At 61.1% G+C, this 25,038-nt stretch carries 27 protein-coding genes and 1 riboswitch; of the genes, 13 read left to right on the top strand and 14 right to left on the bottom strand.

Annotated elements, in window-relative coordinates; genetic code table 11:
• Window positions 1-31: 31 nt before the first annotated feature.
• Complete coding sequence (gene queC, locus G463_RS0111970) at window positions 32-697, bottom strand: 7-cyano-7-deazaguanine synthase QueC (protein ID WP_026975358.1); 666 nt, start codon at window positions 695-697, stop codon at window positions 32-34.
• A gap of 312 nt (window positions 698-1,009) precedes the next feature.
• Window positions 1,010-1,271, top strand: a riboswitch (cobalamin riboswitch).
• A 114-nt stretch (window positions 1,272-1,385) separates the two neighbouring features.
• Here queC and G463_RS0111960 point away from each other — a divergent pair.
• The 7 genes from G463_RS0111960 to G463_RS0111930 all read left to right on the top strand — a co-directional run bounded on the left by G463_RS0111960 (window position 1,386) and on the right by G463_RS0111930 (window position 8,519).
• Complete coding sequence (locus G463_RS0111960; RefSeq protein ID WP_026975356.1) at window positions 1,386-2,195, top strand: DUF4430 domain-containing protein; 810 nt, start codon at window positions 1,386-1,388, stop codon at window positions 2,193-2,195.
• Window positions 2,153-3,040 (top strand): energy-coupling factor transporter transmembrane component T, encoded by an 888-nt coding sequence (locus G463_RS23190; RefSeq protein WP_169725473.1) that lies wholly within the window; start codon window positions 2,153-2,155, stop codon window positions 3,038-3,040. Before G463_RS0111960 ends, G463_RS23190 begins: the two co-directional genes overlap by 43 nt.
• Window positions 3,040-4,695 (top strand): ABC transporter ATP-binding protein, encoded by a 1,656-nt coding sequence (locus G463_RS0111950; RefSeq protein WP_026975354.1) that lies wholly within the window; start codon window positions 3,040-3,042, stop codon window positions 4,693-4,695. The genes G463_RS23190 and G463_RS0111950 overlap by 1 nt, the downstream gene beginning before the upstream one ends.
• The gene (locus G463_RS20200) at window positions 4,692-5,420 is read left to right on the top strand and encodes an ECF transporter S component (RefSeq protein WP_156900188.1); all 729 of its coding nucleotides are present in this window, start codon (window positions 4,692-4,694) and stop codon (window positions 5,418-5,420) included. Before G463_RS0111950 ends, G463_RS20200 begins: the two co-directional genes overlap by 4 nt.
• Window positions 5,417-6,646: a prenyltransferase/squalene oxidase repeat-containing protein gene (locus G463_RS21820; RefSeq protein WP_026975353.1), complete on the top strand. Its 1,230-nt coding sequence runs from the start codon at window positions 5,417-5,419 to the stop codon at window positions 6,644-6,646. Before G463_RS20200 ends, G463_RS21820 begins: the two co-directional genes overlap by 4 nt.
• 262 nt (window positions 6,647-6,908) lie before the next feature.
• A complete protein-coding gene (locus G463_RS0111935) occupies window positions 6,909-7,520 on the top strand; it encodes a DUF47 domain-containing protein (RefSeq protein WP_026975352.1) in 612 nt (203 codons plus the stop codon).
• A 12-nt stretch (window positions 7,521-7,532) separates the two neighbouring features.
• Window positions 7,533-8,519 (top strand): inorganic phosphate transporter, encoded by a 987-nt coding sequence (locus tag G463_RS0111930; RefSeq protein WP_026975351.1) that lies wholly within the window; start codon window positions 7,533-7,535, stop codon window positions 8,517-8,519.
• 149 nt (window positions 8,520-8,668) lie between these two features.
• On the opposite strand, the gene G463_RS0111925 is transcribed toward G463_RS0111930, so the two are convergent.
• The 4 genes from G463_RS0111925 to G463_RS0111910 all read right to left on the bottom strand — a co-directional run bounded on the left by G463_RS0111925 (window position 8,669) and on the right by G463_RS0111910 (window position 12,651).
• Window positions 8,669-9,601 (bottom strand): L,D-transpeptidase family protein, encoded by a 933-nt coding sequence (locus tag G463_RS0111925; RefSeq protein ID WP_051322251.1) that lies wholly within the window; start codon window positions 9,599-9,601, stop codon window positions 8,669-8,671.
• A gap of 195 nt (window positions 9,602-9,796) precedes the next feature.
• Complete coding sequence (locus G463_RS0111920) at window positions 9,797-10,132, bottom strand: winged helix-turn-helix transcriptional regulator (protein WP_026975349.1); 336 nt, start codon at window positions 10,130-10,132, stop codon at window positions 9,797-9,799.
• Window positions 10,133-10,148: 16 nt separating this feature from the next.
• On the bottom strand, window positions 10,149-11,951 hold the full coding sequence (gene pnpS / locus G463_RS21815) for a two-component system histidine kinase PnpS (protein WP_051322250.1): 1,803 nt from the start codon (window positions 11,949-11,951) through the stop codon (window positions 10,149-10,151).
• A complete protein-coding gene (locus G463_RS0111910; protein ID WP_026975348.1) occupies window positions 11,935-12,651 on the bottom strand; it encodes a response regulator transcription factor in 717 nt (238 codons plus the stop codon). The genes pnpS and G463_RS0111910 overlap by 17 nt, the downstream gene beginning before the upstream one ends.
• Window positions 12,652-12,791: 140 nt before the next feature.
• On the opposite strand from G463_RS0111910, the gene G463_RS0111905 reads away from it, so the two are divergent.
• The 4 genes from G463_RS0111905 to G463_RS0111890 all read left to right on the top strand — a co-directional run bounded on the left by G463_RS0111905 (window position 12,792) and on the right by G463_RS0111890 (window position 16,559).
• On the top strand, window positions 12,792-13,643 hold the full coding sequence (locus tag G463_RS0111905) for a BglG family transcription antiterminator (RefSeq protein ID WP_051322249.1): 852 nt from the start codon (window positions 12,792-12,794) through the stop codon (window positions 13,641-13,643).
• 246 nt (window positions 13,644-13,889) lie between these two features.
• Window positions 13,890-14,150, top strand: a complete 261-nt coding sequence (locus G463_RS0111900; protein WP_211227417.1) for an HPr family phosphocarrier protein — start codon at window positions 13,890-13,892, stop codon at window positions 14,148-14,150.
• 88 nt (window positions 14,151-14,238) lie between these two features.
• Window positions 14,239-15,981, top strand: a complete 1,743-nt coding sequence (gene ptsP, locus G463_RS0111895; RefSeq protein WP_035487114.1) for a phosphoenolpyruvate--protein phosphotransferase — start codon at window positions 14,239-14,241, stop codon at window positions 15,979-15,981.
• Between the two features lie 62 nt (window positions 15,982-16,043).
• Window positions 16,044-16,559, top strand: a complete 516-nt coding sequence (locus G463_RS0111890; RefSeq protein ID WP_051322248.1) for a PTS sugar transporter subunit IIA — start codon at window positions 16,044-16,046, stop codon at window positions 16,557-16,559.
• A gap of 9 nt (window positions 16,560-16,568) precedes the next feature.
• Here G463_RS0111890 and G463_RS0111885 read toward each other — a convergent pair whose 3' ends face one another.
• The gene (locus tag G463_RS0111885) at window positions 16,569-17,726 is read right to left on the bottom strand and encodes an iron-containing alcohol dehydrogenase (RefSeq protein WP_026975343.1); all 1,158 of its coding nucleotides are present in this window, start codon (window positions 17,724-17,726) and stop codon (window positions 16,569-16,571) included.
• Between the two features lie 119 nt (window positions 17,727-17,845).
• Here G463_RS0111885 and G463_RS0111880 point away from each other — a divergent pair, with 119 nt between their 5' ends.
• Complete coding sequence (locus G463_RS0111880; RefSeq protein WP_026975342.1) at window positions 17,846-18,475, top strand: O-methyltransferase; 630 nt, start codon at window positions 17,846-17,848, stop codon at window positions 18,473-18,475.
• On the opposite strand, the gene G463_RS0111875 is transcribed toward G463_RS0111880, so the two are convergent.
• Window positions 18,450-18,734 carry a hypothetical protein gene (locus tag G463_RS0111875; RefSeq protein WP_026975341.1) on the bottom strand — a complete coding sequence of 95 codons (285 nt, stop codon included), beginning with the start codon at window positions 18,732-18,734 and terminating at the stop codon, window positions 18,450-18,452. The genes G463_RS0111880 and G463_RS0111875 overlap by 26 nt on opposite strands.
• A gap of 88 nt (window positions 18,735-18,822) precedes the next feature.
• On the opposite strand from G463_RS0111875, the gene G463_RS0111870 reads away from it, so the two are divergent.
• Complete coding sequence (locus G463_RS0111870; RefSeq protein ID WP_035487112.1) at window positions 18,823-20,436, top strand: gamma-glutamyltransferase family protein; 1,614 nt, start codon at window positions 18,823-18,825, stop codon at window positions 20,434-20,436.
• 56 nt (window positions 20,437-20,492) lie between these two features.
• On the opposite strand, the gene G463_RS0111865 is transcribed toward G463_RS0111870, so the two are convergent.
• The 7 genes from G463_RS0111865 to G463_RS20185 all read right to left on the bottom strand — a co-directional run.
• A complete protein-coding gene (locus G463_RS0111865) occupies window positions 20,493-20,951 on the bottom strand; it encodes a DUF420 domain-containing protein (RefSeq protein ID WP_035487110.1) in 459 nt (152 codons plus the stop codon).
• Between the two features lie 196 nt (window positions 20,952-21,147).
• A complete protein-coding gene (locus tag G463_RS0111860; protein WP_026975338.1) occupies window positions 21,148-21,693 on the bottom strand; it encodes a hypothetical protein in 546 nt (181 codons plus the stop codon).
• 23 nt (window positions 21,694-21,716) lie between these two features.
• On the bottom strand, window positions 21,717-22,454 hold the full coding sequence (locus G463_RS0111855) for a hypothetical protein (RefSeq protein WP_026975337.1): 738 nt from the start codon (window positions 22,452-22,454) through the stop codon (window positions 21,717-21,719).
• A 12-nt stretch (window positions 22,455-22,466) separates the two neighbouring features.
• Entirely contained in the window at window positions 22,467-23,003 is a 537-nt protein-coding gene (locus tag G463_RS0111850) for a hypothetical protein (RefSeq protein WP_026975336.1), read from the bottom strand.
• Complete coding sequence (locus G463_RS0111845; protein ID WP_026975335.1) at window positions 23,000-23,509, bottom strand: hypothetical protein; 510 nt, start codon at window positions 23,507-23,509, stop codon at window positions 23,000-23,002. Before G463_RS0111845 ends, G463_RS0111850 begins: the two co-directional genes overlap by 4 nt.
• 16 nt (window positions 23,510-23,525) lie before the next feature.
• Complete coding sequence (locus G463_RS0111840) at window positions 23,526-24,623, bottom strand: hypothetical protein (protein WP_026975334.1); 1,098 nt, start codon at window positions 24,621-24,623, stop codon at window positions 23,526-23,528.
• A 184-nt stretch (window positions 24,624-24,807) separates the two neighbouring features.
• The coding region (locus G463_RS20185; RefSeq protein WP_026974974.1) for an integrase core domain-containing protein at window positions 24,808-25,038 on the bottom strand (231 nt) is incomplete at its 5' end.

Below are 25,038 nucleotides of genomic sequence, written 5' to 3'. Positions count from 1 at the left end.
GCCCACGCCGCCACCGGTTCGCAACGATGCCTCAATCGATGGTATTGCGTTCGTTGAGGTACGCCTGCAGGCCCCGGTTTCGCAAGACGCACGCCGGACACGTGCCGCATCCATCCCCAATGATGCCCTCGTAGCACGTGAGAGTTCGCTCGCGCACCAGGTCGAAGCAGCCCAGTTCATCCGCGAGCGCCCACGTTTGCTTCTTGTCCAGCCACATCAACGGTGTATGAATCACAAATTCCTCGTCCATGGCGAGGTTCAGCGTGACGTTGAGCGACTTGATGAACACGTCCCGGCAATCGGGATACCCGCTGAAGTCCGTCTGGCACACGCCGGTCACAAGGTGCTTTGCCCCGACCTGACGGGCGAGAATGCCAGCAAACGCGAGAAACACCAGGTTTCGCCCGGGGACGAACGTGGACGGCAATTCGCCGTCGCGCCCGGCTTCCACGGCGATGTCCTGCCGCGTCAGGGCGCTCGGGGCCAGTTGGTTCAACAGAGCCATGTCGAGAATGTGGTGGCGCACGCCGAACTCGGCCGCAATCGACTTGGCGCACGAAATTTCCGCTTCGTGGCGCTGATTGTAGTTAAATGTGACCGCCTCCACGCTCTGGAATTCGCGCAGTGCCCACGCGAGGCAGGTGGTGCTGTCCTGGCCGCCGCTGAATACCACGACAGCCTTTTCGTTCTTCGCCATCTCTTTGTCCCTCCGTCCTGCAGCTTCGGTAATCATGGTAGCGCAAAAGGCGGGCGAAAAGAAATTCGCCCGAACAAAACGCGGCTGCCGCCGTCGTCAGTCCTGGGCCCAAAGGGTCATTGCTGCAACGATTCGGCCGATCCGACCAGCACCAGAATGCTTTTCCTCCCGCGCGATACACATGCGGTCTCCCGTAGAGATTTTCGCTCCATCATGCTTCTGAACCGCGGCCCTATTGAACCGAGGGGACCCCTGGTCTATACTTTGTTCGTCCTTGGTGGTTTCTTGCACGGCATATATGTTTGTCATAATTTCATCTCGTTGGACGGCGGTCTCGCCTGTGGGCAAGTGAAATGGGAATCCGGTGCGAATCCGGAGCAGCCCCCGCAACTGTGAGTGATGACGAAATCCCGATTGGCCACTGCCTGTCGGTGTGGGGCCACGTCGGCTGGCGAGCACAGCTCGCCAAAGGTGCCCTATGGCACCGTTTCCGATGTGCCCGGCGCGAGGTGGGAAGGCGGGCGAGTAGGAGAAGTCACGAGTCAGGAGACCAGCCCATCGTCCGTACTGTTTCAACCGCTTCGGTGGGAAGTGTGAGGCAGCGTTTTCTGGATTCTCCAGCGTATGCTTGCACAGCCCCGTTCGCGGGGCTGTTTGTTTTGATTGGGATGAGACAGGAGGGGGGCATATGCGGCGAACCATCTGGCGGATGGCCACGTTGGCGGTGGCAGCCGCGGCGGTGGGGACAGGCGTTTTGTACGCACACGAGCGGCATCCGGCGGGTTCATCTGGGTCGGCGTGGCTGGGCACGCTGCCGCGGACGGCGAATGAATCCTCGTCGACGCTGCCGGAAGGGCCTGTCGTCCTGAACAACGCGACCACCAACGCAGTGGGGCATGTCGCTGGCAAGAAGGCGAGCGGCGGTGCCGCTCCGTCGACTGCATCGACCGAGCGCGGAGGAAGCAAGGATGTGTCGTCCGCATCGGCCCATTCCACGGCGAGCCCCAGCGGCGCAGCCACAACCGCGCCCAAACCGGCGGCCAGCGGCAGCGGCGCTTCCGGAGGAACCACCACCCATGCTGCCAAAGGTGCGGCGTCCGGTGCGAGTGCCGGGCAGACCGGGGGAGGCGGTGGCAAGACCGGATTGACTGCGCCCGCGCCGAATCTGGGATCGTTCACCATCATTGTGAGTGAGAATCACGGTCAACACTTGATTTCGGAGATACATCCGCGCATTGTGGCGGGAGAGTCGCTGATGCAGTACATGCACCAAAATTACCAGATTGAGACCGCGTACAACGACGATTTCATGGTGTCCATCAACGGTATCCATTCGCAGTGGACGGGAGTTCCGGCCAACGAGCGGAAGCCGGTGGACTGGTTTCTGTACGTGAATCATCAGCAGGCGCCTGTGGGCGCTGCGGATATTTATCCACACGCGGGAGATGTGGACGTTTGGGACTATCACAGTTGGGATCCCAGCACGGGCAGCGGATGATGCGCGGCAAGGCGCGGAAGACGCTCCATCCGTTTGCCCTTTTGGTGGGATTTGTGGCACTGTTTGGCGCGGTCTGCGCCCTGCGGACGCTGGGCGGCATCGCCGTGGACGGTCTGTGCGCGGTCGGCCTCGTCTGGCGAATGGTGCGCAGCCGCCGCTCACTGGGCTTTCTGTTGCGGCTGGCCGTTCCGTTAGTTCTGATATACACCTTGGTCGGCTGTTGGTTCGTTCGGCCCGGTGAGCACATCTGGTGGCAGGGACCGGCGCTTCCGCTGTTGGGATCCCCCGCGGTCAGTGTGGAGAGCATCGCGCGAGCGCTCATCCAGTCCATCCGGTTGTGGAGCCTGCTGCTCCTCTTCAGCGCTTTCTCGGAAGCGGCGACCGAAGACGTGATCAGCGCCTGGTTTGGACGCCGCTACGCCCGGGTGGGTCTGACGGTCGCCATGGTCATCCGTCTCATTCCCACCCTGTTGGAGGAACGCCAACGACTGGCGGAATGGGTGTGGCTGCAGCGCGGTGGGGATGAGGGGACGGCTATGTCGCGCGTGCGGCGGATGCGGGCACAGGCGACCGTCTACCAGGCCCTGTTGATGACCGCCCTCGAGCGAGGGTGGCAGATGGCTGAATCCATGTACGTGCGGGGCTACGGGCACGGTCGGCGAACTGTGTTTCGCATCGTGCGATGGCGCCGTTGGGACACCGCCATCGTGTTCGGGGCCGGTGTCCTTCTCGCGTGTGCCGTCGGTCGGCTGCTGATGGTCAGCGCGGAGCGCACCGCTTGGGCGGAGGCCGGGTTGGCGATCACACTGGCGGTGTACTGCGTCTGGCTCGGGAGGTGTTTGTAATGGGGAGCATTGCGGTGCACAACCTCACATACCGATATCCCGATGCGGAAGAACCGGCGCTGGTGGACGTGGATGTGTCGCTGCCGGCCGGCCGCTGGCTGTTGGTGCAGGGGCCGACGGGCAGTGGAAAATCGACGCTGCTGCGGTGTTTGACCGGGGCCTGCCCGCAGTTTTACGGGGGAACGATGCGCGGCCGCATTTCCATCGCCGGCAAGGACGTGGCGAAACTGGAACCCCTGGAGCGGGTGCGGCGCATTGGCTTCGTCGGGCAAAATCCGGATGCGGAGGCGGTGTACCACCGCGTGGATCGGGAAGTGGCGTTTGCGTTGGAAAATGTCGGAGTTCCTCCCGAGGACATGAGCTGGCGCGTCGCCGAGGTGTTGGAGATGGTGGGCATGTCCGACTACGTGCACGCGGAGATTCGCCAGCTGTCCGGCGGCCAGCGCCAACGAGTCGCGCTGGCCGCCGCGCTGGTCCACCAGCCGGAGGTGCTGGTGTTGGACGAACCGACCGCGCAGTTGGATCCGGTGGCTGCCGCGGAGTGGTTCCAACTGCTTCGGCGGCTGAACCAGGAGTTCGGATTGACCATTGTGATGAGTGAACATCGAATCGATCCGGCCTACGCGGAGGTCGACCACGTTTGGTATTTGGAACGCGGCCGTCTGCGGTTCGCGGGGGATGCCACGGCTGCGGCGGCGTGGCTGCGCGAGCACAGGCCCGCGTCCGCGCCGACGCTCGCGCGCCTGTTGCTGGATGATGCGCGGCCGCTGTTGACGGTGCGGGCGGTGCGGGACGCGCTGCGGCATCGCCTTCAGGAGGGGGCGGAACCGTCGACCGGCACTTCCCGAGAGGTCTGTCCAGTGGCACCGTCTGTGCAGACCATGGTGTCGCTGCGTCAGGCGACCGTGACCTACCCGGGGGCGTCCCTGCCGGCGCTGGACGAGTGTTCGTTCTCCGTGCCGCGCGGGCAACTGACCGTCCTGATGGGGCCGAACGGTTCGGGCAAGTCCACGGCGTTGCGGGTGCTGGCGGGGCTGCAGCCGTTGGTGAGAGGACACATCCGAGGCGGTGCAAAGATCCGTCGGCGGCGGGACACACCTGGGGAGCCGGGGGAACTCCGCGTCGGCTATGTGCCGCAAAATCCGGTCCTGTACTTCAGCCAGCGGACGGTGCGGGACGAAGTGGCCCTGGCCGCCACGCTTCGCGGTCTTTCCGCCGATGCGACGTCGGCTGCGGTGGATGAAGTGTTGCGGCGTCTGTCTCTGACCGAGTTGGTGGACAGGCATCCCCGGGAGTTGTCCGGCGGAGAACAACTGCGGGTCGCAGTGGCGGCGGTGATGGTACGTCATCCGGATCTGCTCTTGCTGGACGAACCCACGCGCGGTCTGGATGTGACGGCGAAGGCGGAACTGGGGAACTGGTTGAAGCAGGACGGGCGAACGGTCGTCATGGCGACGCATGATTTGGATTTCGCTGCCGAATTCGCCGACCACGCGGTCTTTTTCCATGCTGGACATGCAGTGCTCGAGGGACCACCCGTGCAGATATTCCGCCGGGCGTTGACGTTCGCGCCGACGATTTCCCGGGCGTTTCGACCGTTCCATCTCGATGTGCACTGTCTGGCGGACGCCATGAAAGTGGGGATGGCCCGATGAAACATCGATGGAGTGGATGGATGGCAGCCGGGCTCATGGTGGCGTGTGTCGTGGCGGGCACTGTCCAGGGGTGGCCCTGGTGGGCCACCGGAGTGGCCGTGTTGGCCCTGCTGCTGTTCGCATTGCTGGAAACGTATGAACGACAGGCGATGAACCCGAAACAAATTGCCCTGGTCGCGTCCATTGCGGCCGTGGCTTCCGTGGGGCGGGTGGTGGTGCAGGGCATCCCCAGCGTGCAGCCGGCCACGTTCATCATCCTCATGGCAGGATACATGTTCGGGCCGGGAACCGGTGCGGCGGTGGGGGCATTCACCGCGCTCGGATCGAACCTGTTTCTCGGCGAAGGGGTGTGGACACCCTGGCAGATGCTCGCCTGGGGGCTGGTGGGCGCGACGGCAGGATGGCTGCATCAGTGGTTTCCACGCTGGCGCGTATGGTGGCTGGTGCCTTTTGCGTTCCTGTGGGGGTACGTGTTCGGGTGGATCATGAACCTGCAGGTGCTGCTGGGCGGCGGCCCCATCTCCTGGGCTGCGTATGGGCTGCTCTGTGTGCGGAGCGTGTGGTTTGACACGAATCATGCGTTGACCACCGCGGCTCTGACGGCTGTCGCAGGGCCCGTTGTGATGAGGGAATTCGAGCGTTACCGCCGGCGGATGCAGGTGCACCGCAGCGCGGAGGGTGCTCTATCCAATAGATTGCATTCCAAGGGGGAGGAAGAATCATGAAATTGTCCGTGCTGCGTATGGGAGCCGCAGCGGCTGCGCTGATCGGCATGAGCTGCACGGTGGCGTTGGCCGTGGCGCCGGCCTCCGCCAGTCCGGCCACTATCCAGCAGGAACGCACCGCCGGTGCCGCATGGATGGGCGCGCACGCAACAAATCACGAGTGGAAATTGGTCACACAGTTTGCGGTATCCGGGCAGCATTCGGCGAGTACGTGGACTTCATCGGAAATTTCCAATCTTCAGACAACCACCGACTATGCCCGATTCATTCTCGGACTGTTGGCCGCGGGGCTCGATCCGCACAATTATCAGGGCAAGAACTACGTCCAAGCGCTGGCCAAGGAACAGCAAACGAGCGGCGACAACGAAGGCAAGTTTGCGGACAACATGGATGGCACCGGCTTTGACCAGGTGAACGCGCAGGTGTGGTCCATCATTGCCCTGGAAGCCGCGGGCAATGCGTCGTACAATCGGGCGTCCGCCGCAGCCTGGTTGATTTCGCACCAGAACAAGGACGGCGGGTTTGGTTGGTCCGCTTCCAGCACGGATTCCGATCCGGACGACACCGCTTACGCGTTGGACGCGTTGTCCCTGCTCGGGTATACCAAGGACAGCCAGGTGGTCAGCCGGGCGCTGCAGTATTTGCAGACGCAGCAGGCGCCGGATGGCGGATTCGGCAGTGCGGACAACTCGAATTCCGATTCCACAGCGGTGGTGGTGGAGGCCCTGGAGGCGCTCGGTATCAACCCGGACAGCTGGGTGCAGAAGAACGGGGTGCCAAGCACAGCGCTCACGTCCTATTTTGACAAGTCGAGCGGCGGGTTTGTCTACGACCACTCCGGGCAGTCCTGGTCCGGCGTGAACGAAACATCCACGCGCGACGCTCTGTTCGGTCTGTCCGCGTTGGCGACCCACCAGTCGGTGTATCAACGCTTGCACTGGAAGCGCCTGGACTGGTTGAACACCTATTGGTCGAAGGTCTATCAGCAAGGAGGCGCCTGGCTGAACGGACATTTCCTCACGTTTGCCGAGCTGCGCCCCATGGCGGTGGCCGGAAGCTACGTGTCCGACCTCACTCCGGCGTGGCAAAAGGTCGTGAAAGCGCGCGGCATGTATGTGCAGAAGAACGGCAAGAAGGTTTGGGAAGCGTGGGATGTACACTTGGCCACCCAGGCGTTGGTGGACAGCTTCGGCCAGGATACCGCGCACCTCAATGGCTTGGCGTAAAGCATTTCATCACCGATGGCAGGGGCCCGCAGCGGGCCCTTAGCTATGAACGACGTTGGCAGGGCTCTGTGCTGGCGCATAGAAGCGCTGTGAGATGCGACCTGTACAACATCCACTCAGGATAAATTGTGTGATTTTCTCACGCGGATTTTACGTAGATTTAACAAAAAGCGTACAGTAGATTAACAAAGTCTACGTATTTTTAATGAGGTTTGATCCGTGTGGGCTCAGGCTCGGAGGAATGAATGGGAGGGCGACATTGGTGTCGAAACGAAATCGGCAATTGTTTCACTTGCTTGTTCAGATTGCGGACAACCTGGAAGCCGCAAGCACATTCTTCATGCAGGGACTGAAGGACCTATCCCAGCCGGCTGACTTCTCCAGCGCCGTGAAGGAATACGAGCGGCGGGGAGACGAGTTGATTGGCGAACTGGTCACGCTGTTGAACGCGACCTACATCACGCCGCTGGAGCGTGAGGATTTTCTGGAACTGGCCATCAAGATGGACGACATCGTCGATGGACTGGAAGCTTGCTCCGTACGCTTTGACCTGTACGGGATTCACGAAGCCACGCCGGTCATGCTGGAATTTGCCCGGACCATCATGGACAGCGTGAAAGAAATCGAAGTGGCGATGCAAAAATTGGAAGCCCGGAGATTGTTGGACCTCCGCGAACACACCATACGGCTCAATGAGCTGGAGAAGAACGCGGATGGGCTGTTGCGGACTGCGCTGCGCGCACTGTTCTCCCAGGAAGCGGACGTATTACACGTCATCAAATTCAAGGAAATTTATGAGATCTTAGAAAACATAACGGACAAGTGCGAGGACGTGGCAGATGTGCTCGACTCTGTCATTGTGAAGAACGCATAAAGAAGGTGCCGTATGACCGTCCTGATTGTACTTGTAGTCACCTTCGCACTCGTATTTGATTTTACCAACGGGTTTCACGATACAGCGAATGCCATCGCGACCACCGTATCGACGCGTGCGCTGTCTCCGCGCAAGGCGGTGGTGATGGCTGGAATTCTCAACTTTGTCGGTGCGTTAACCTTCGTGGGTGTGGCGAAAACCATCGGTGGGAAGATTGCGGATCCGTCCAAAATTCCACACGGAACCGTGATTGTGCTGGCGACACTGGTGGCAGCAATCATCTGGAATGTGTTGACGTGGTACTTCGGCATTCCGTCCTCGTCCTCACACGCGCTGATTGGTTCCTTGACCGGCGCGGTGATTGGCGTGGCGGGGTTTTCCGGGATCAACTATGGAGGCTTTATCAGCATCATTGAGGCGTTGGTGCTGTCGCCCATCGCGGCGTTCGTTGTCGGCTACATCCTGATGACCATCCTCAAGCTGCTGTTTGCCGGGACGTCCCCGCATAAAGCGAACCGCGTCTTTCGATCGCTGCAGATTCTCACCGCGGCGTACCAGGCGTTCATGCACGGTACCAACGACTCGCAAAAAACGATGGGGGTCATCACCTTCGCGTTGATTGCCGGAGGCTACCAGAGCACCATGGACATCCCGCTGTGGGTGAAGATCGTTTGCGCCGCCGCCATGGGCCTCGGGACTGCGTCCGGGGGTTGGCGAATCATCAAAACGGTCGGATCGAAAATCATCAAACTGGAACCCATCAACGGGTTTGCTTCGGATTTGACGTCGGCCACCGTGATTCTCACGGCCACGTTGTTGAAGCTGCCGGTCAGCACCACGCACGTGATTTCCTCGGCCATCATGGGCACTGGGGCATCCAAGCGATTCCACCAGGTGAATTGGGGGGTTGCTGGACGCATCGTGATGGCTTGGGTGATCACCATTCCCATCAGCGGTTTGCTCGCCGTCCTGATTGTGAACGTATTGATCCGGCTGTGAGTGGACTGTATGTCCACGATGGGAGCCATTGAATCCTAAAACAGGCCGCCATGCGGGGCATCACCCGATGGCGGCCTGTTGCATGGGGCAGTCGTTCTCTGGTGTTCCCCGCCGCGTCGTCACGAACTTGAGAAAGCAGCGCAGGCCATTTACGACAGGTGGACGAGGGTTCCCAGGTGCATGTAGGGCCAGAGTGCTTGCGCTTTCGCCACCGGGAGTTCCACACAGCCGAGACTCTGCGGGTAGCCGTAAGCAGAGCGGACAAAACCGTGGATGGCCTCGCCTTGGTAAAAGTAGCTGACGTAGGGGACGCCGGGGTCACTGTAATAGTGCCCCCAGGGATCGGTGCCGGACATCCGCTGGCTCACGTATTGCAGATACACCGGATACGTGCCGCTGACCGTCGGTGACTGGGCAATGCCGGTGTTGACGGGAGTCTGCACAACCAAGCGCCCGTTCCACCAGGCCGAGAGGGACTGCGGCTGGCTCTTGCGCACCGATACGTACGTCAATCCGTACGGATTGCGCAGGCTGGCTTTGGACAGCAAGCGGTTCCACACCTGAGGACCGGCGATGCCGTCCACCGCCAGGTGATTGACCTGTTGGTACGCCATCACGGCGCCCTGCACGAGGGTGGTATAGTGCCCGGCCGACCAGAGCGAAGTCACCCAACTGGGTGTGTTCGTGTAGGACCATTTGAACGATCCCGACGGGGGAGACGCAATCAGCGCCGTCGGGGTTGCTCCTGTGGCCGAGGCGGCGTTCGGGGTCCAGGTCACCGGCAGATAGCCCGCCTGGGCCAACAGTTGTTGGAGGCGCAGCACCGCAGGTCCGGTGCTGCCGGACCGCAGTGTGGGGTAGCTCGGCGGCGCCGGTTTGGCGGTGATGGTTGCAGAGGATATGGGTGCCTTCGCCGCACCGACGGCGTGCTCGTCGACCGCGGCAGAAGTCGTATCCTGGTTTGCTGCCTGCGATGAAATCGGGGGTGTCAGGGGGGCCAGCGAAGGCTGTGGTGCACAGCCGAAGGTGAAAACCAAGGTGGTCAACGCGGCCAAACCAAGCCGCCACAGCAGCCGCATCATTGCATCGTCTCCGTCTCACACAGAATCTGAACGATTCTACAGTATTATGTGGGACGGTTGGATATGACTGGGCGGTTGCCAGACGTCTTTCCCTTCCTTCTGGGACATGCTGCCGCGAGGCCATCGGAGACGGGGCGAGGGGGGAGGCAAAAGCGAGGTGCCATCGTGGGTGTCACGCAGCACCTCGACGTAATCTCATAGGCGCACTTCATCGCTGGGCACGCTGATCCATTGATCCGCCCACGCTTGCAGGGCATCCATCACGGGGCCGAGCGCCCGGCCTTTGTCGGTCAGTGCGTACTCAATCCGCACCGGCGTTTCCGGGTAGACGTTCCGGACGACAATTCCCTCCGCCTCCAGTTCGCGAAAACGTTCCGCCAGCATGCGGTCACTCATGTTGGGGATCAATCCGGAGATGTCCTTGAAGCGCATCGGGCCGTTCATCAGGCAACGAATAATCAATCCGGTCCACCGCTTACCGAGCAACTGGAACGCGGATTCAAACTTTGGACAAAGATGCAGTTCATCCATCGTCATCATCTCCACGCTATGATAGTAGCATATGCGCTTGTGATTCGTTCGTGAAATTGTTTCCGGCGGATCCGGTGGGGTGCGCGGCATTGGGCATTTGCCGCTTCGGCAGGTTGACGCGAAAGATGGAGCCTTTACCCACCTGGCTCTCCACCTGAATGTTTCCGTGGTGCACCTCCACAATGTGCTTGACAATGGCCAATCCCAATCCGGTGCCGCCTGTTCTCCGGCTCCGGTCTTTGTCCACTCTGTAGAAGCGTTCGAAAATCCGCGGAATATCCGCCTGTGGAATGCCAATGCCGGTGTCCTGCACCACCAACTGCACCGTAGCCTCTCCATCCAGGACCGTCAAGTCCACCCTTCCCGGTGCGGGGGTGTATGCAATCGCATTGCCAATCAGATTGACGAGCACCTGCAAGATCCGCTCTGCCGCAACCTCCGCCACCACGGGGGCTTCGGGCAGGTGGACCTCCAGCGCCAGACCGTGCTGTTCGGCCTGGTGGCGCAGCGTATCCGCCGCGTTTTCGGCCAAGACCCCCAGATCTGCGGGCTCAAAGTGAAAAATGGAGTGTCCGGATTCAATCTTGGAGAGCTCCAGTAAATCCACCACCAGGTGATTCAGTCGATCCGCCTCGTCGTAAATAATCTGTACAAATTGACGGCGCAGCTCCGGATTCTCGATGGCGCCGTCGAGCAGTGTCTCCGCGAAGCCGCGTACCGCGGTGATGGGCGTGCGCAGTTCGTGGGATACGTTGGCCACAAATTCCGACCGCATCCGTTCCACCTGCCGAAACTGGGATACGTCGTGGAGCACCGCGACCGCTCCCACCACTTCACTGTGCGTGCCGAAGATGGGGGTCACGTTCAACTCCACACTGAGATCCGCTGGGAGGGTCAGCTCTTTGCGCTGCGCCTCTCCTTTCATCAGCACGGCGTCAATCGCCGCCGAGACCCGCGGCACCGCGGCTTCCCAGTGGGTGCGGCCAATCAGTTGTTGGTGGTGATTGCCCAGTTGGGCGTGCGCCACTTCGTTCGCCACCAGAATCACGCCGGTCTTGTCCACCACCAGCACGCCCGATGCCATCTGTGCAATGATGCCCTGAATTTTGTTTTTTTCCTGGGCGACATCGTTCATGCGTTCTGACAGACTACTGGTCAGCGAATTGATGGCGGAGCTGATGCGGCCGTATTCGTCCTGGCCCCAATAGGGGATGCGCCGATGCACATCGCCGTTGGCGATGGCTTCGGTGGTGGCCGCAATCTGTTCGAGCGGCGCGGTGGCGCGGCGAGACCAGAGCGCCACCGCCAGCGCGCTCACAAGCGCGATGACAGTGAATTCCGCCGTTAACCACCGCCAGTCGGCGAGCAGGCCGATGTATTGGGGCTGAACCGGATCGACCAGGGCGACTCTATCCTTCGTCCCGGGGACGGCTGCGGCAGCAACCAGCATGGTTTGGCTGTCCACTTTCGCCGAAACCACGGCTCCGGCCTGAACCGTCGCGGCAATGGGGGTGTATCGCCAATCGGACGCCGGGGTGATTCTGCCATCCGCCTGCACCACGGCGGCCACGCCCGACGCCGTCAGCAGTGCCGCGTCCTGGTGCAAACTCTGCGCGGCCACCGCGGCGGCGTCGGTAAAGTGTTCCGGATGCTGTGCGAGGGTGGCGCCGAGCCACTGGGCGTCCGCGAGCAGGCTCGCTTGCAGCGCTCGGATGCGGCTGCTTTCTAGAAATTGGAGCGCGCAGAGCGCGGCGACAAACAGGGCGGTGATGAGCAAGCTGATCAAAAACAGGGTGATTCGGTTACGAATCCGCGCCACGGGTCGCCTCCCCCTTCACCAGCTTGTATCCGATTCCGCGCACCGTCTTGATGTATTCCGGAGATTTCGGATTCTGCTCGATTTTCTCCCGCAGGTGCGAGATGTGCACGTCCACAATGCGCGTGTCGCCGGCGAAATCATACCCCCACACGTGTTCCAACAGCTGATCTCGGCTAAGCACGCGATTCACATGTCGGCACAGGTAGGCCAACAGTTCAAATTCGCGGGTGGTCAGGTCCACCGGTTTGCCATCCACGGTGACCTCGTACTGTCGAACGTCCACGCGGATGGTGCCAACCTGATAGATGTCTCCGTCCTCAGACCGTCCGCCGTCCGAACTGGCGCGCCGCAGCACCGCGCGGATGCGAGCCACGAGTTCGCGGGGGGAGAACGGTTTTGTCACGTAGTCGTCGGCCCCCATTTCGAGGCCCAGAATCCGGTCAATTTCGTCGTCTTTGGCAGTCAGCATGATGACCGGGGTGTCAATTCCTTCCCGGCGCAGCTGTTGGCAGACCTCTGTCCCGGACAGGCCCGGAAGCATCAGATCCAGCACAATCAGGTCGGGGTGTTGTTCACGCACCAGCGGCAGCACCTGGGCCCCGGACTCGGCCGTCATCACATCGAACCCTGCTTGACTCAGATTGTATTGAACCAATTGCCGAATCGACGGCTCGTCGTCGACGATGAGTACACGGTGCATGGTTTGCCCTCCTGCGGCAGTGTAAAATAGATATTGATAGATTGCGCGTATTTTTTTCAGTGTACCATGCAGGTTTGTGGCGTGCATGGTTGCTGCGGGCGCGGCTGGGAACGGTACGCCGGACAACAGGGGGGCAGCACATGGGCAAGCCGATGTATCGCGTGGAACGTGCCCTGAACAACAACGTGTTAATTGTTCGCGGTGGCAGCGGTGAGGAAGAAATCCTCGTGGGTAGAGGCATCGGATTTGGCGTCAAAGCGGGGGGAGAAATTGCACCGGATGACGCGCGCATTGAGAAGCGGTTCACATTGGCCGCTCCGGAAAACCAGGAACGGTTCCGGCAACTGCACATGGTCGTGCGACCGGAGGTCATCGGGGTAACCGAGGAGATCATCGCGGATGCCGCTCGTCAGCTTGGGCACGCGCTCCATGAACATATCCACGTCGCACTCGCAGATCATATTGAAGCGGCCCTCACTCGGTTGCAGGGAGGGCTGGAAATCGAGAACCCGTTTCTCGAGGAAATCCGGACGCTGTACCCGCAGATGTGGAATGTGGCGAAGGTTGCGGCGGCCAGAATCGAGGCGCAGTTCCACCTCGAACTGCCGGATTCGGAACTGGGGTTCCTGGCGCTCCACCTGCAGGCGGCGGCGCAGCGGGAACCGGTGACGGAATCGGTGAAGATCACGGATGGCATCCGCCGAGCGCTGCAGGCGCTGGAGTCGAAGATTGGCCCCATTCCGCGGGATTCGTTGGAGTACGCCCGCCTGGTGTCACACCTCCGCTTCGCCGCGCAGCGCGTCATGAAAGGGGAGGCCAACGAGAATCCGCTGACGGACATGATCCGCGAACGGCTGCCGAAGAGTTTCGCAAGCGCGTTGGAGATGACGAACGCGCTCGCGGACAGTCTCGGTAAGCCCGTTCCGCGCGATGAAGCTGCTTATCTGGCGATGCACATCGCCCGCTTCCTCGGAGAACGGGGCAAACATTGAGTGTCCGCGCCTGGCGTGGTATCATAAAGATGACAAGCGTGTTACTGCCGTTCAAAACGGGCAGGCATGAGCTTCCAATTGGGCTCGCCTGCCCTTTTTTGTTGTTCCGCTTTCTGCATGGGTGCTGGCGGCGCCGAACGTCAATCAAGTCCGACGGTGCGACAAATCTCCTCAAGAAACGCGGTCATTCGGGGAACGGTAGGATGCAGCATGGAATACTGAACAGCAATGGAGGAATTTCAGTTGGTGGAGAAAACGCTCACAATTACCAACAAGAGTGGCTTGCACGCGCGTCCGGCCGCGTTGCTTGTAAAGGAGGCGGGTCGCCACACCTGTCAGGTGACCCTTCGCAAGGGAGACAAGGAAGTCGATGCGAAGAGCATTCTCGGCGTGATGTCGCTGGCCGTCGCTGCGGGGGATGCGGTGACCATTCGAACGGACGGTCCGGACGAAGCCGAGGCGTTGGCTGCGGTGGTGCAGCTGTTGGAGAGCGGGCTCGGGGAGTGAGTGGGCTGTCCGGATTCGGGCGACTGCGACGAAAGCCAGGCTCGTCGCTGGAGAATGTGACGTTTCACCAGTCGGGGGAGGATGGAACATGACAATACAACACACGGGGCAACATACGCTGACAGGCATTGGAGTGTCGCCGGGGCTGGCCGTCGGCAGACCGGTATGGCTGCGTCAATCTGCGGCGCCCGCTGTTGAGCGGCGCACACTGCAAGCGAACGAAGTGGCTTCGGAAGTGGAGCGGTTTCGGGCTGCGGTGGCTGAAGCCAAGGCGCAGATTTCCCGAATTCGGGCGCGTGTTGCAAAGGAAATTGGAGAGCATGAGGCACAGGTGTTCGACGCTCATCTCACGTTTTTGGAAGATCCAGCCTACGTCGGCGAGATTGAGCGCAAAATCGAGGCGGATGCCATCAATGCGGAAGCTGCTTGCGCTGATGTGACGACCGCCACCCGCGAGATGCTGCAAGCGCTGCCGGACGAATATTTGCAGGCGCGCGCGGATGACATTCGCGATGTGGGGCAACGCCTGTTGCGCTGCCTGCTCGGCGAAACGGCCGCTGCCGTCGCAGAAGACGAGACGACCTCGGTCATCTGGGTGGCGGACGAATTGATGCCGTCGGACCTGTCGGCGCTGCCCAAAAACGTGACGGGGCTTGCCTCGGTGGGCGGCAGCAAGACCGCGCACACGGCCATTATGGCGCGGACGCTCGGGATTCCTGCCGTTTACGGAATTGGCGACGCCCTGCGAGATGAGCTGGCGGATTCCGATGTGGTCATCCTCAACGGTGACGAGGGGACGCTGCAGGTTCATCCGTCACCGGAAGAGATTGCCGCGGCGGAGAAGACGGTTCACGAACGATCGGTTGCTCTCGAACGGGCCCGGGAGATTGCCCAACGACCGGCGGTCACCAAGGACGGAGTGCGGATTGACGTGTTCGCCAATGTGGGTGGACCGCAGGACTTCGCCGCCGCGTTGGCCAACGGGGCCGACGGAATTGGACTGTTCCGCACCGAATTTCTCTATTTGGAAAATGATCATTGGCCCACGGAGCAGGAACAGTACGAGGTATACCGGCAGGCGCTGGAGGCGTTTGGGGAGCGGCCGGTGATCATCCGGACCCTGGACATCGGGGGCGACAAATCGCTACCGTATGCGACCCTGCCGACCGAGGAAAACCCGTTCCTGGGACTGCGCGCCATCCGGTATTGTTTGGCGGAAACCGAGGTGTTCCGCACTCAGCTGCGCGCGTTGCTTCGAGCCAGCGCACACGGGACGCTGTGGATCATGTTCCCGATGGTGGAGACGCTGGATGAGCTGCAGGCGGCGAAAGCGTGGCTGGAACGGTGCCGCGCCGAGTTGATTCAGGAAGGCGTGGCGGTGGCGGAGCGGATTCCGGTGGGAATCATGGTGGAGACACCGGCGGCGGCGATGACGGCGGATATCCTGGCGCAGGAATCGGATTTCTTCAGCATCGGCACCAACGATCTCACGCAATACACGTTGGCCGCAGACCGTGGCAATCCGTCGGTGTCCGGCCTCTACAACCCGGCGCATCCGGCGGTGCTGCGCTTGATTGCCAATACCTGCAGTGCGGCGGCCAAAGCGGGCATTCCCGTGGGGATGTGCGGCGAATTTGCTGGAGACCCGGTCTTCACCGAGTTGCTGGTCGGCCTTGGGCTGCAGGAGTTGTCCATGTCGGCGTCGTTCATTCCGGCCGTCAAGGAAAAGGTCAATGCAACCGAGGGCGAACGGGCCCGGAAATTGGCCGAACAGGCACTGCAACTGGGCCGTCCGGAAGCCGTGGAGGCGTTGGTCAAATCACCGCGCTGACGCGAGTGTTTTGACGGATTGAACCCCATTTCGCCAGATGGATTGAAGAAGGTGACAGAGACATGGTGTTTTGGAAGCGGAAGACAGACACTGTGGAGACCACGGATGGTGGGTGGCTGACCCTTCTCGCGCCGTTGAGCGGTCGCGTGGTGCGGTTGGAAGATGTTCCTGATCCCGTCTTCGCCCAACGCATGGTGGGGGATGGCGCCGCCATCGATCCCACGTCGGACACGGTCGTTTCGCCCATGGACGGGACGCTGACGAACTTGTTTCCAACCGCTCATGCGGCGGGGGTGACCGCCGCATCCGGGCTGGAGGTTCTGGTGCATGTGGGCGTGGATACGGTTGAACTGAAAGGACAGGGGTTTACGCCGGAAGCGAGCCAGGGACAGACCGTCACGGTTGGCACACCGCTGATTCGACTGGACCTGGAAACGTTGCGGAACACGGCAAAGTCGGTCATCACGCCGGTGGTCGTCACGAATCCAGCGCTCGTGGAGACGCTGGAAGTGACGCAACAGGACGTGGTGGAAGCCGGGCGGGACTGGCTCCTTCGCGTGAAGCTGCGCCGAGCCTGAGGGCGGCGGTCAGCGGTCCGCAAAGGCCTGCTCCAGCAGCATTCGGTACCCCTCCCGGTCGATGGAGCGGACGTTGCTTGGCGTGGATCCGTTCGCGTACGCCAACTCGACCAGTTTGGGAAAGTCGTCCGGATTGACGCCGGGCAGTTCACGCAGCTTCGGGATGCCGAGGTCGGCGGTCCATCGCGCAATGCCGGACACCAGTTTGTCCACGGCGACGGATGTGCTGTCGGTGGCGCTGGCAAACTGCATGCGGCGCGCCAAGTCTGCGTGGACCTCGGGACATCCTTCGGCGTTATACCGCAGGACGTACGGCAGAAACACGGCATTGGCCACGCCATGCGGTGTGTCATAGAGTCCGCCGAGCGCTTCCGCGAGGCAGTGCACGGCGGCGACGTCCGTATTGCCAAAACACAATCCGGCCATCAGGCTCGCGAGCAGCATGTCTTCGCGGGCCTGTGCGTCGTTACCGTTGGCGACGGCCCTCGGCAGCGCTCGAACGATGATGGGCATCGCCGCGTAGCCAAACGCCTGGGCAATGGGCGTGGTGACGGTGCAGGTGCTGCCCTCGATGGCGTGTACGAGTGCGTCCACGCCAGTGGCGGCGGTCACGGCGGGAGGCAGCGTGTGGGTGAGCGTCGGATCGAGCACGGCCAAGGTGGGGCGCAGACACGCGTGCTTCAGCGTCATCTTGCGATGGGTGTCAGCTTCGGTGATAACGGCCGAGCGCGTGACTTCAGACCCGGTGCCGGCCGTAGTGGGAACGCATACGATGGGGTAGGCGCCTTCGTATGCGCGCCGTCCATCCACGTAGTCGGCCGGGCTGCCTCCGTGCTTCGCGAGCAGAGCAATCGCCTTGGCGGTATCGATGGCGCTCCCGCCGCCGATGGCCAGCACCGTTTTGGCACCAACAGCGGAGAACTGGGCTGCGCCCTGCACACAGTCGTTGTCGCGCGGATTCGGCCGCACGTCGGTGAATAGCGTGGTTTGCCACCCGGCGTTGGACAATTGGCGGAGCAATGGTTCCACAAGGCCGGCCGCGACGAGCCCTCGGTCGGTCACGACAAACAGCGGGCCCTGAAAATGCAGCGCGGTGAGCAGACGTGGCAGTTCGGCCGCTTTCCCGGGGCCAAACTCGATGTGGGTATCCATATGGTAGGTGAACATGCGCGCCCTCCTTCCAGCTTTACGTACGGATGCTGTACATACATTTTCCATTCCGTACGGGTCTTAAGATTCCTGCCGTGGCGTCGCAGGGTTACACTGATCCGAGAGGAGGGGACAGAGTGGATAGAGCGGCGTATGTGTCGGACTTTCTTCAGGAAGATGCCATGCTGCGGACGGTGCGGCAGAGGATTGCCGATGCTGGCCTTCCCGCCATCTCCGTGGCACCGGAGTTGGGGCGACTGTTGACGCTCCTGGTGAAGACCGCCCGTGCCGAGACGGTGTTGGAAATCGGGGCGCTGGGCGGCTACAGCGGCATTTGTCTGGCCCGTGGCCTGGGGCCGGAGGGAAAGTTGATCTCTCTGGAGCTGAAACCGGAATTCGCCGAGCTGGCCCGCGACAACCTGGCGGATGCGGGACTGGCCGACAAAGTGGAGTACCGCGTGGGGCCAGCCTTGGACAGCCTGGCGCAACTGGCTCGCGAGGGGTGGCGGTTCGACGTGGTGTTCATCGACGCGGACAAACCGAACTATCCGCAGTATCTGGACTACGCGCTGGCGCTGTCTCGCCCTGGCACATTGATCCTGGCGGACAACGTGCTTTTGGGAGACAGGGTGCTGGATGAAACGTTGCCGCATCCGAGTCCCGTGGCGATGCGGACATTCAACCAGCGGATGAAAGCGAATCCGCGGTTGGAGGCGACGCTTCTGCCCGTGCACGACGGGTTCAGCATCGCTCGCGTGTTGCCGTGAGCCTGCAGGGGTTGGTCCGCCCGGCGTCTCTGCCGCTCCATCGAGAAAACCAGGGCGCGGGCTGAGGCCGCCGCCACTTTGCTGCGGAGGTGCCATGCGGCGGCGACTTTAGCTCGAGGGTGAGCAGGAACCCGAAGCTGATGATGGCCGCGGTCAGGCCGACGGCGGTGAGCACATTGATCACCGGTACCGCTGCGGCGATGGCGCCAAAGACCAGTTGTCCAATCGGGTTGACGCCTTCGAACGCGGAACCAAGCATGCCAAACACGGCCCCCAGTTGATGGGGCGGCACGGTTACTGGGAATACCAAACATCGTACGGCACGGTGGGCGACGGAGGATGATGAGATGACGCTGCAATACGACGACTTGCAATATCCGTTCGCGTCACGGCGCACCACGGTGTACGCGCAACGCGGCATGGTGGCCACCTCTCAGCCATTGGCCGCTCAGGCGGGACTGGCGGTGCTCCGGCAGGGCGGCAACGCCGTGGACGCGGCCATCGCCACGGCGGCGGCATTAACCGTGGTGGAACCCACCTCCAACGGCATCGGCGGCGACGCTTTCGCGCTCGTGTGGTTTGGTGGAGAACTGCACGGCCTGAATGCCAGCGGTCCAGCGCCGCAGGCACTGACGCTGGACGAGATGCGGCGCCGCGGCCACAGAGCCATGCCTCGCTTCGGACTGGAACCTATCACGGTGCCCGGCGCACCGGCGGCGTGGGCGGCATTGGCCCGGCGGTTTGGCCGTCTGCCGCTGACCACAGTATTGGCTCCGGCCATCGCATACGCAGAGGAAGGTTTTCCTCTGACACCGGTGCTGGCCAAAAACTGGGCAAACGCCATTCGCGTGTACACGCGTGCGCTGGCAGGGGACCTGTTCCGTCCATGGTTCCGCACCTTCGCGCCGGAAGGATTCCAACCGAAACCCGGTGCAGTGTGGAAATCGCCCAATCACGCGCGGACACTGCGAGCCATTGCGGAAAGCGCGGCCGAGTCGTTCTATCGCGGTGAGTTGGCGGATGCCATCGATGCGTTCGTACGCGCCCACGGTGGGTATCTGCGCAAGTCAGACCTCTCCGCGTTCGAACCGGAGTGGGTCCGTCCGCTGTCCGTGAAATATCGGGGCTATGATGTCTGGGAATTGCCGCCGAACGGACAGGGCCTCGTGGCGTTGGAAGCCCTGAATATCCTGAGTGGCTTCGATTTTCCGGCGTATGAGCATCCGGATCGATATCACAGACAGATTGAGGCCATGAAGTTGGCGTTTGAAGATGGGCGGAAAACCATCACCGATCCGCGGTTTCTCCAGACCGACATCCACACGCTGCTCTCGCCGGAGTACGGCGCAAAGCGCAGGGCGGACATTGGCGCAACCGCACGCTGCCCGCACCCGGATGGGTCCCATCAAGGGGGGACGGTCTATTTGGCGACGGCGGACGGCGAGGGCAATATGGTTTCGTTCATCCAGAGCAACTATATGGGATTTGGATCTGGCGTCGTGATTCCCGGAACCGGTATCGCAATGCAGAATCGCGGCCATACGTTTTCCCTCCATCCGGATCATATCAATGCGCTCGCTCCCGGAAAGCGGACGTATCACACCATCATACCTGGCTTTCTGTCAAAGGATGGGCAACCGCTGGGGCCGTTCGGAGTGATGGGTGGATTCATGCAACCGCAGGGGCACGTGCAGGTGATCATGAATGCGGTGGACTTTCACTTAAATCCTCAGGCTTGTCTGGACGCGCCGCGCTGGCAGTGGATGGAGCAAAACGTGGTGGAGGTGGAGCGGACCGTTCCGGAACACATCGTATCCGCCCTGGCACGAAGGGGACATGACGTTCGCGTGGCCGCCGACAGTGGTGGATTTGGTCGCGGCCAAATCATTTGGCGACGCGGCGACGGCGTCCTCGCTGGCGCCACCGAACCAAGAACGGACGGGACGGTGGCCGCTTGGTGAGCGGCAGTCCGCGCCCGCGCTCAGTTGGTGTCCTGCACTCGGCGGACCGCCGCGCCTCAATGTCCTATCCACGCTCGGAAGACGTTGGTGGTTGGGCCCGGTGTGAAAATGATGTACAGCATCAGGAAGACGGCCAACCCGGTGGCTGCCGTGATGAACCAGATCACGACCGTCCACGGGCCAATCCTGCGGTGTTGACCAAAACGGGATTTGAACGCGAATACAATGGTGATGATGCCGAGCACCGCAGCGACCGTGGCCAGAACGGAATGCATCTGCAGGAACACCTGATACGGTGCGCGGTATTTGGTGGGGCCGCCGAATGCGGTGTCCCCGTAAATCACCGTCTTCAGCAGGTAGCCGATGAAAAACAGTGCGGCCAAAACCGATCCGGTCAACATCATGCGCTTATGCGCTTCCACGCGCCTGGTTCGAATGAGATACCAGCCAATGCCCATGCAGACCGCGCTGAGCAAGATGAACGCTTCGTTTATGTAGGGAAAGGCTTGTTCCACGCGGGGCACTCCTTTCTGATTCCGCTCCCATATGCGGTTGAGGCCAGTCTACCAGTGGTTCGACATTCCCCGCAAATTCATCCTGCGCGTCAGAGGGTGTGTAAGCGGTACAAGACGGCAGGATTCAAAAACCGTTCACAGGATGGGGAGCCAGCCTGCGAACGGTTTTCATTCTGCAGCAGCGGAGATTTCTGCATCAGGGCAACAGCCGAAGCACGCCAAATTTTTCGTTGGCGGTGTGGAGCCGTTGAACGGATGTGGTGGTCATGTTGTTCAACGCCTGAACACCCCCGGTTTCGGCATTGGCCTGCGCCACCGACTGCTGGCTGGCGGCGAGCAACTGTTGATTCAACGACAACATGGTGGACAGCTGGTCATTGATGTTTGCCGTGCTGCCGTTCAGGGCGTCCAAACGCTGGATGATGACCTCTTCAATGCCACCTATTTGCTGCAGATGCTGGTTCATCGCGGCCAGGTGATTGACGGTGGTGGACTCCTGTTGGCCGACCGCGAGCAGCGCATGGGTCGTGGCCCGCAGCGGTTGAAGGGCGGCGGACGTTTGCCCGACGAGGCCGGTTGTGGTTCCAACGGACGTTTGAATGGCCGTCATTGTCCGGTTCATCTGGGCCTGAATGGCGGTCATCTGAAGTAGGCTGTACAGAAAGAAAACGAGACCCACCGCTGCCAACAGAGTCGTCAAGATGGATTCCACGCTTCGCTTGGATCCGCTTTCTGTTTGCATCCATGTCACCTCTTTCGTTCTCATCAGTGCGGTGTTCCGGTTAGCCCACCGAGCCATCCGCTCAGGCTGCCCGCAGTCGGCAGCGAACCGAGGAGACCCGATGACGTACCGGATGATCCGGAAGCACGGGAGGCGCCGCCCACCAATGACGAGAGCAACTGCTGCAATTTGGAGACGGGTTGGTTCAGCAGTGCGTCCAACTGTCCGAAAAACTTGAACTCATCCTGGGAGACCGCCAGTTCATTCTGCAGACCGCTCATCTGCTGGTTGAGCATCTGCGACTGGTGGAGACTGCCGGCAATGGCTGTCTGGAGCGCCTGCAGCGAGGACACACTCTGTCCCACCACCTGTTGAATTTGGAGTGATTTCGCCGCCATGGTCGACGTCAATTGCTCGGTTTTCACCTGTCGTTGCAAAATCTGCTGCATTAAGTCGACACCGTGGGCGGTCAGTTGGGTCTGGGTTTGCAGTTGCCCGGACAGATTGGCGCCGGTCTGCATCTGCTGTTGCAGAATGGCCGACTGCCGGTTCAACTCCTGCAACTGTCCGGCCACGTTATTGACTTTTTGGTGCAGTGTTCCCGTGTTCGTCAGCACCTTTCCCGTGGTTGTGTTCAACTGTCCAATCAAGGTGAACAGATTGCCCTTGGGCAGTGCCAGGGCGGCGCTGCCGCGTATGGCTGTATACACTCCCCCCAGCACGAACATCACCAGCAGAAGGAGAAGCACGACCGTGCTCCGTTTTTTCAGCAGCGCAATCACGCCACATCCCCCCTATGGCAGCCACGCCGTTTTGGCGTTGATGGACTGCAAATCCTGATTGATAGCGGTCTGATCCGCCTCCATCTGCTGCAGGTACTGAAGCACCGTCCGATTGGAGTTCGCAGCGGTTTCGAGCGACGCCGACAGGCCGTTTGCGGCATTCAGAGCCAATCCCAGGGAGTGGCCGGAGGCCGTGGTGCTCCCCGCCAGAGCCTGCACCGCGTCGGCGATGCCCTGCACGGTCTGCTGCAACTGTGCCAGGCCCTGGTTCATCTCAGCGGTCTGAATGGCGAGCGCGTTCAGCGTTTGTGCCATATCCTCGCTGTTTTGCTGTACGGTGGGCAGTCCCGCCAAGCTGCTGGTCATCCGACCGCTCAGGCCCTGCGCCTGCTTCACCTGGGCGGCCAATTGGTCGGTCTTGTCGCGCATGTCTTTTTGCAACCCCACCTGGACCATGCCGTTGGCGCCGAGGCCCACCAGGGCGGGCACGAGAATCCACCTGCGCCAGCGAATTCGGTTCAACCCAGAGAAACGGTGCCACCACTTCATGGGGTCACCCCCGGGACTTTCGAATTCATGACGGCCGTCTGTGCCCGCATGTCGTGCAGTGTGGCCGCATCCGCCTGAATCACGCTGCTGAGTAGATTCAGTTGGCCGTTCATCTGTTGCAGCGTGGCGGTCAATTGGCTCAATTGACCGGCGATGGTCGAGAGGTGCGCCTGACTTTGATGACCGAGCCCAACCAGCAATTGATTGACGTTCAGCGTTGCCGCGTTCAGGTTGTCGATGGTATGAATGTTTTGATTGATGGATTGCGTGACCTGAAGGGTTTCGGCAAGCTGTTCGCGCATGGTGCGGGTGGTGTCGGCCAATCCCGCCAACGCATGATTTTTCTGAATGATGGACGACTCGACGGTGGACAGCTGCTTGGTCGACTGCAGGCTCGATCTCAAGCCCACATCAATCTTGCCAAGATAGCTGGTGGTCAGGATCTGCTGCGCGAGCAGCCCCACCAACCCCGCGTTCACCACGTACAGCACCATGCGTTTCCACATGGTCCGTCACCTCCCGCTAGGGCATCTCATCCGCGATGATCCGCGTCTTTCCGTCGGCTGTCTGCAGATCTGCGGACGTCTGGCGATTCACATCCACCACTTGGCCGAGCGTGCTGGAGATGCCGCTGGCCGCAGCGTTCATACTGCCAATGCCGATGCTCTGGTCCGCGGACGATTGGGCCAGCGATGACATATCGCGGTTGAGTTGGTGGGCGAGCGTCAAAAACTGCTGGCTGAGGTTCACTTCCTGCTGACTGAGGTGTTTCAGGTTTCCGAGCATGGATTTGTCATTGACCACCTCGTTAGACAGCGACTGCAGTTGCGCGGCCATCGTTGTCGTGCTGTTCGCCAGTTGGTCAATGTGTTCGAGACTGGAGACAATCTGACCGTTCTCATGGCTGATTTTTTGGTTGTTGTCGCGAATGCCCTTGACCATGCCGAGGATATCGAGTTGCTTCGGCAGCTTCGGGCTGCCGAGCGCAGCCAGCCCGCCGCCCGCGAGGATTGCAAGCAAACAAACGGCCAGATAGCGACCGATGTGCGGATTTCGCACCGACGCTCGCGACGCCGAGTTCTGATTCACCTCGGCCACAGGTCCGGTTGGGCCGGATGAATTCATTGGACTTGCCGAATCGGAACTGGCTGGTGCGTCCGCGTGGCTCACGTCGCTCTGGAGCGGAATGAAATCCACGCCCTCGTACATCGCATCAATCTGCCGGCGGTATTTGTTCAGGATCACCTTGTTGCGCACCTTCAGGCTGGGAGTCAATTCCCCCGCTTCCACGGACCATTCATCGGCCAGGAGCAGTGCTCGCTTGGGCTGTTCGAAGGGAGCGAAGCCGCGAATGCGCTGCTCCACTTCTTTCGCGACCAGGCTGCGGATGGCTGGGTGGGCAACCCACGCCTCCGGCTGATCCGGTGGCAGGTTCAGTTTCTCCGCGACCGACCGCAGTTCCGCCAATGCGGGGGACAGCAGGCATGTCACATACTTGCGGCCGTCACCAATCAACACCGCAGCGGAGACGTAGGGGCTCATCATAATGGCGGTCTCCACCGGCGCAGGGGCCACATTCTTCCCTGTCGCCAGCACCAGAATGTGTTTTTTCCGATCCACAATGCGGACGTAGCCATCATCGATTTCCGCAATGTCTCCCGTGTGCAGCCATCCTTCGGCCAGCGCCTCCCCGGTCGCGTTGTCGTCCTTGTAATAACCCGCGTATTGAACCCCACATTGTCAAGACAGATGGGATGGCTTTTAAGAAAGAGATGATAGATTTACAATTCAGATAAAAACCGTCTCACGCTGCGTTCTGTTGCATTTTCCAGTTTCTGAATTCCGACGGTGACCGATAACCTAGTGCGGAATGAGGTCGGTCCGTGTTGTAAAAGTGAATGTATGACTCGATCGCCGCTTTCGCCTCGGTAAAGCTGCTGTATTCTTGCAGCCAGACCTCCTCCTCCTTCAGCGACCGGAAGAATCGCTCGATGTATCCGTCAGCATCGGGGTTGTTGTAACCCGTCCGCTCGTG

Origin of the sequence: Alicyclobacillus contaminans DSM 17975, from assembly GCF_000429525.1 — a bacterium.
Lineage (GTDB): Bacteria > Bacillota > Bacilli > Alicyclobacillales > Alicyclobacillaceae > Alicyclobacillus_A > Alicyclobacillus_A contaminans.
This window is presented reverse-complemented; position numbering and strand designations above follow the sequence as displayed.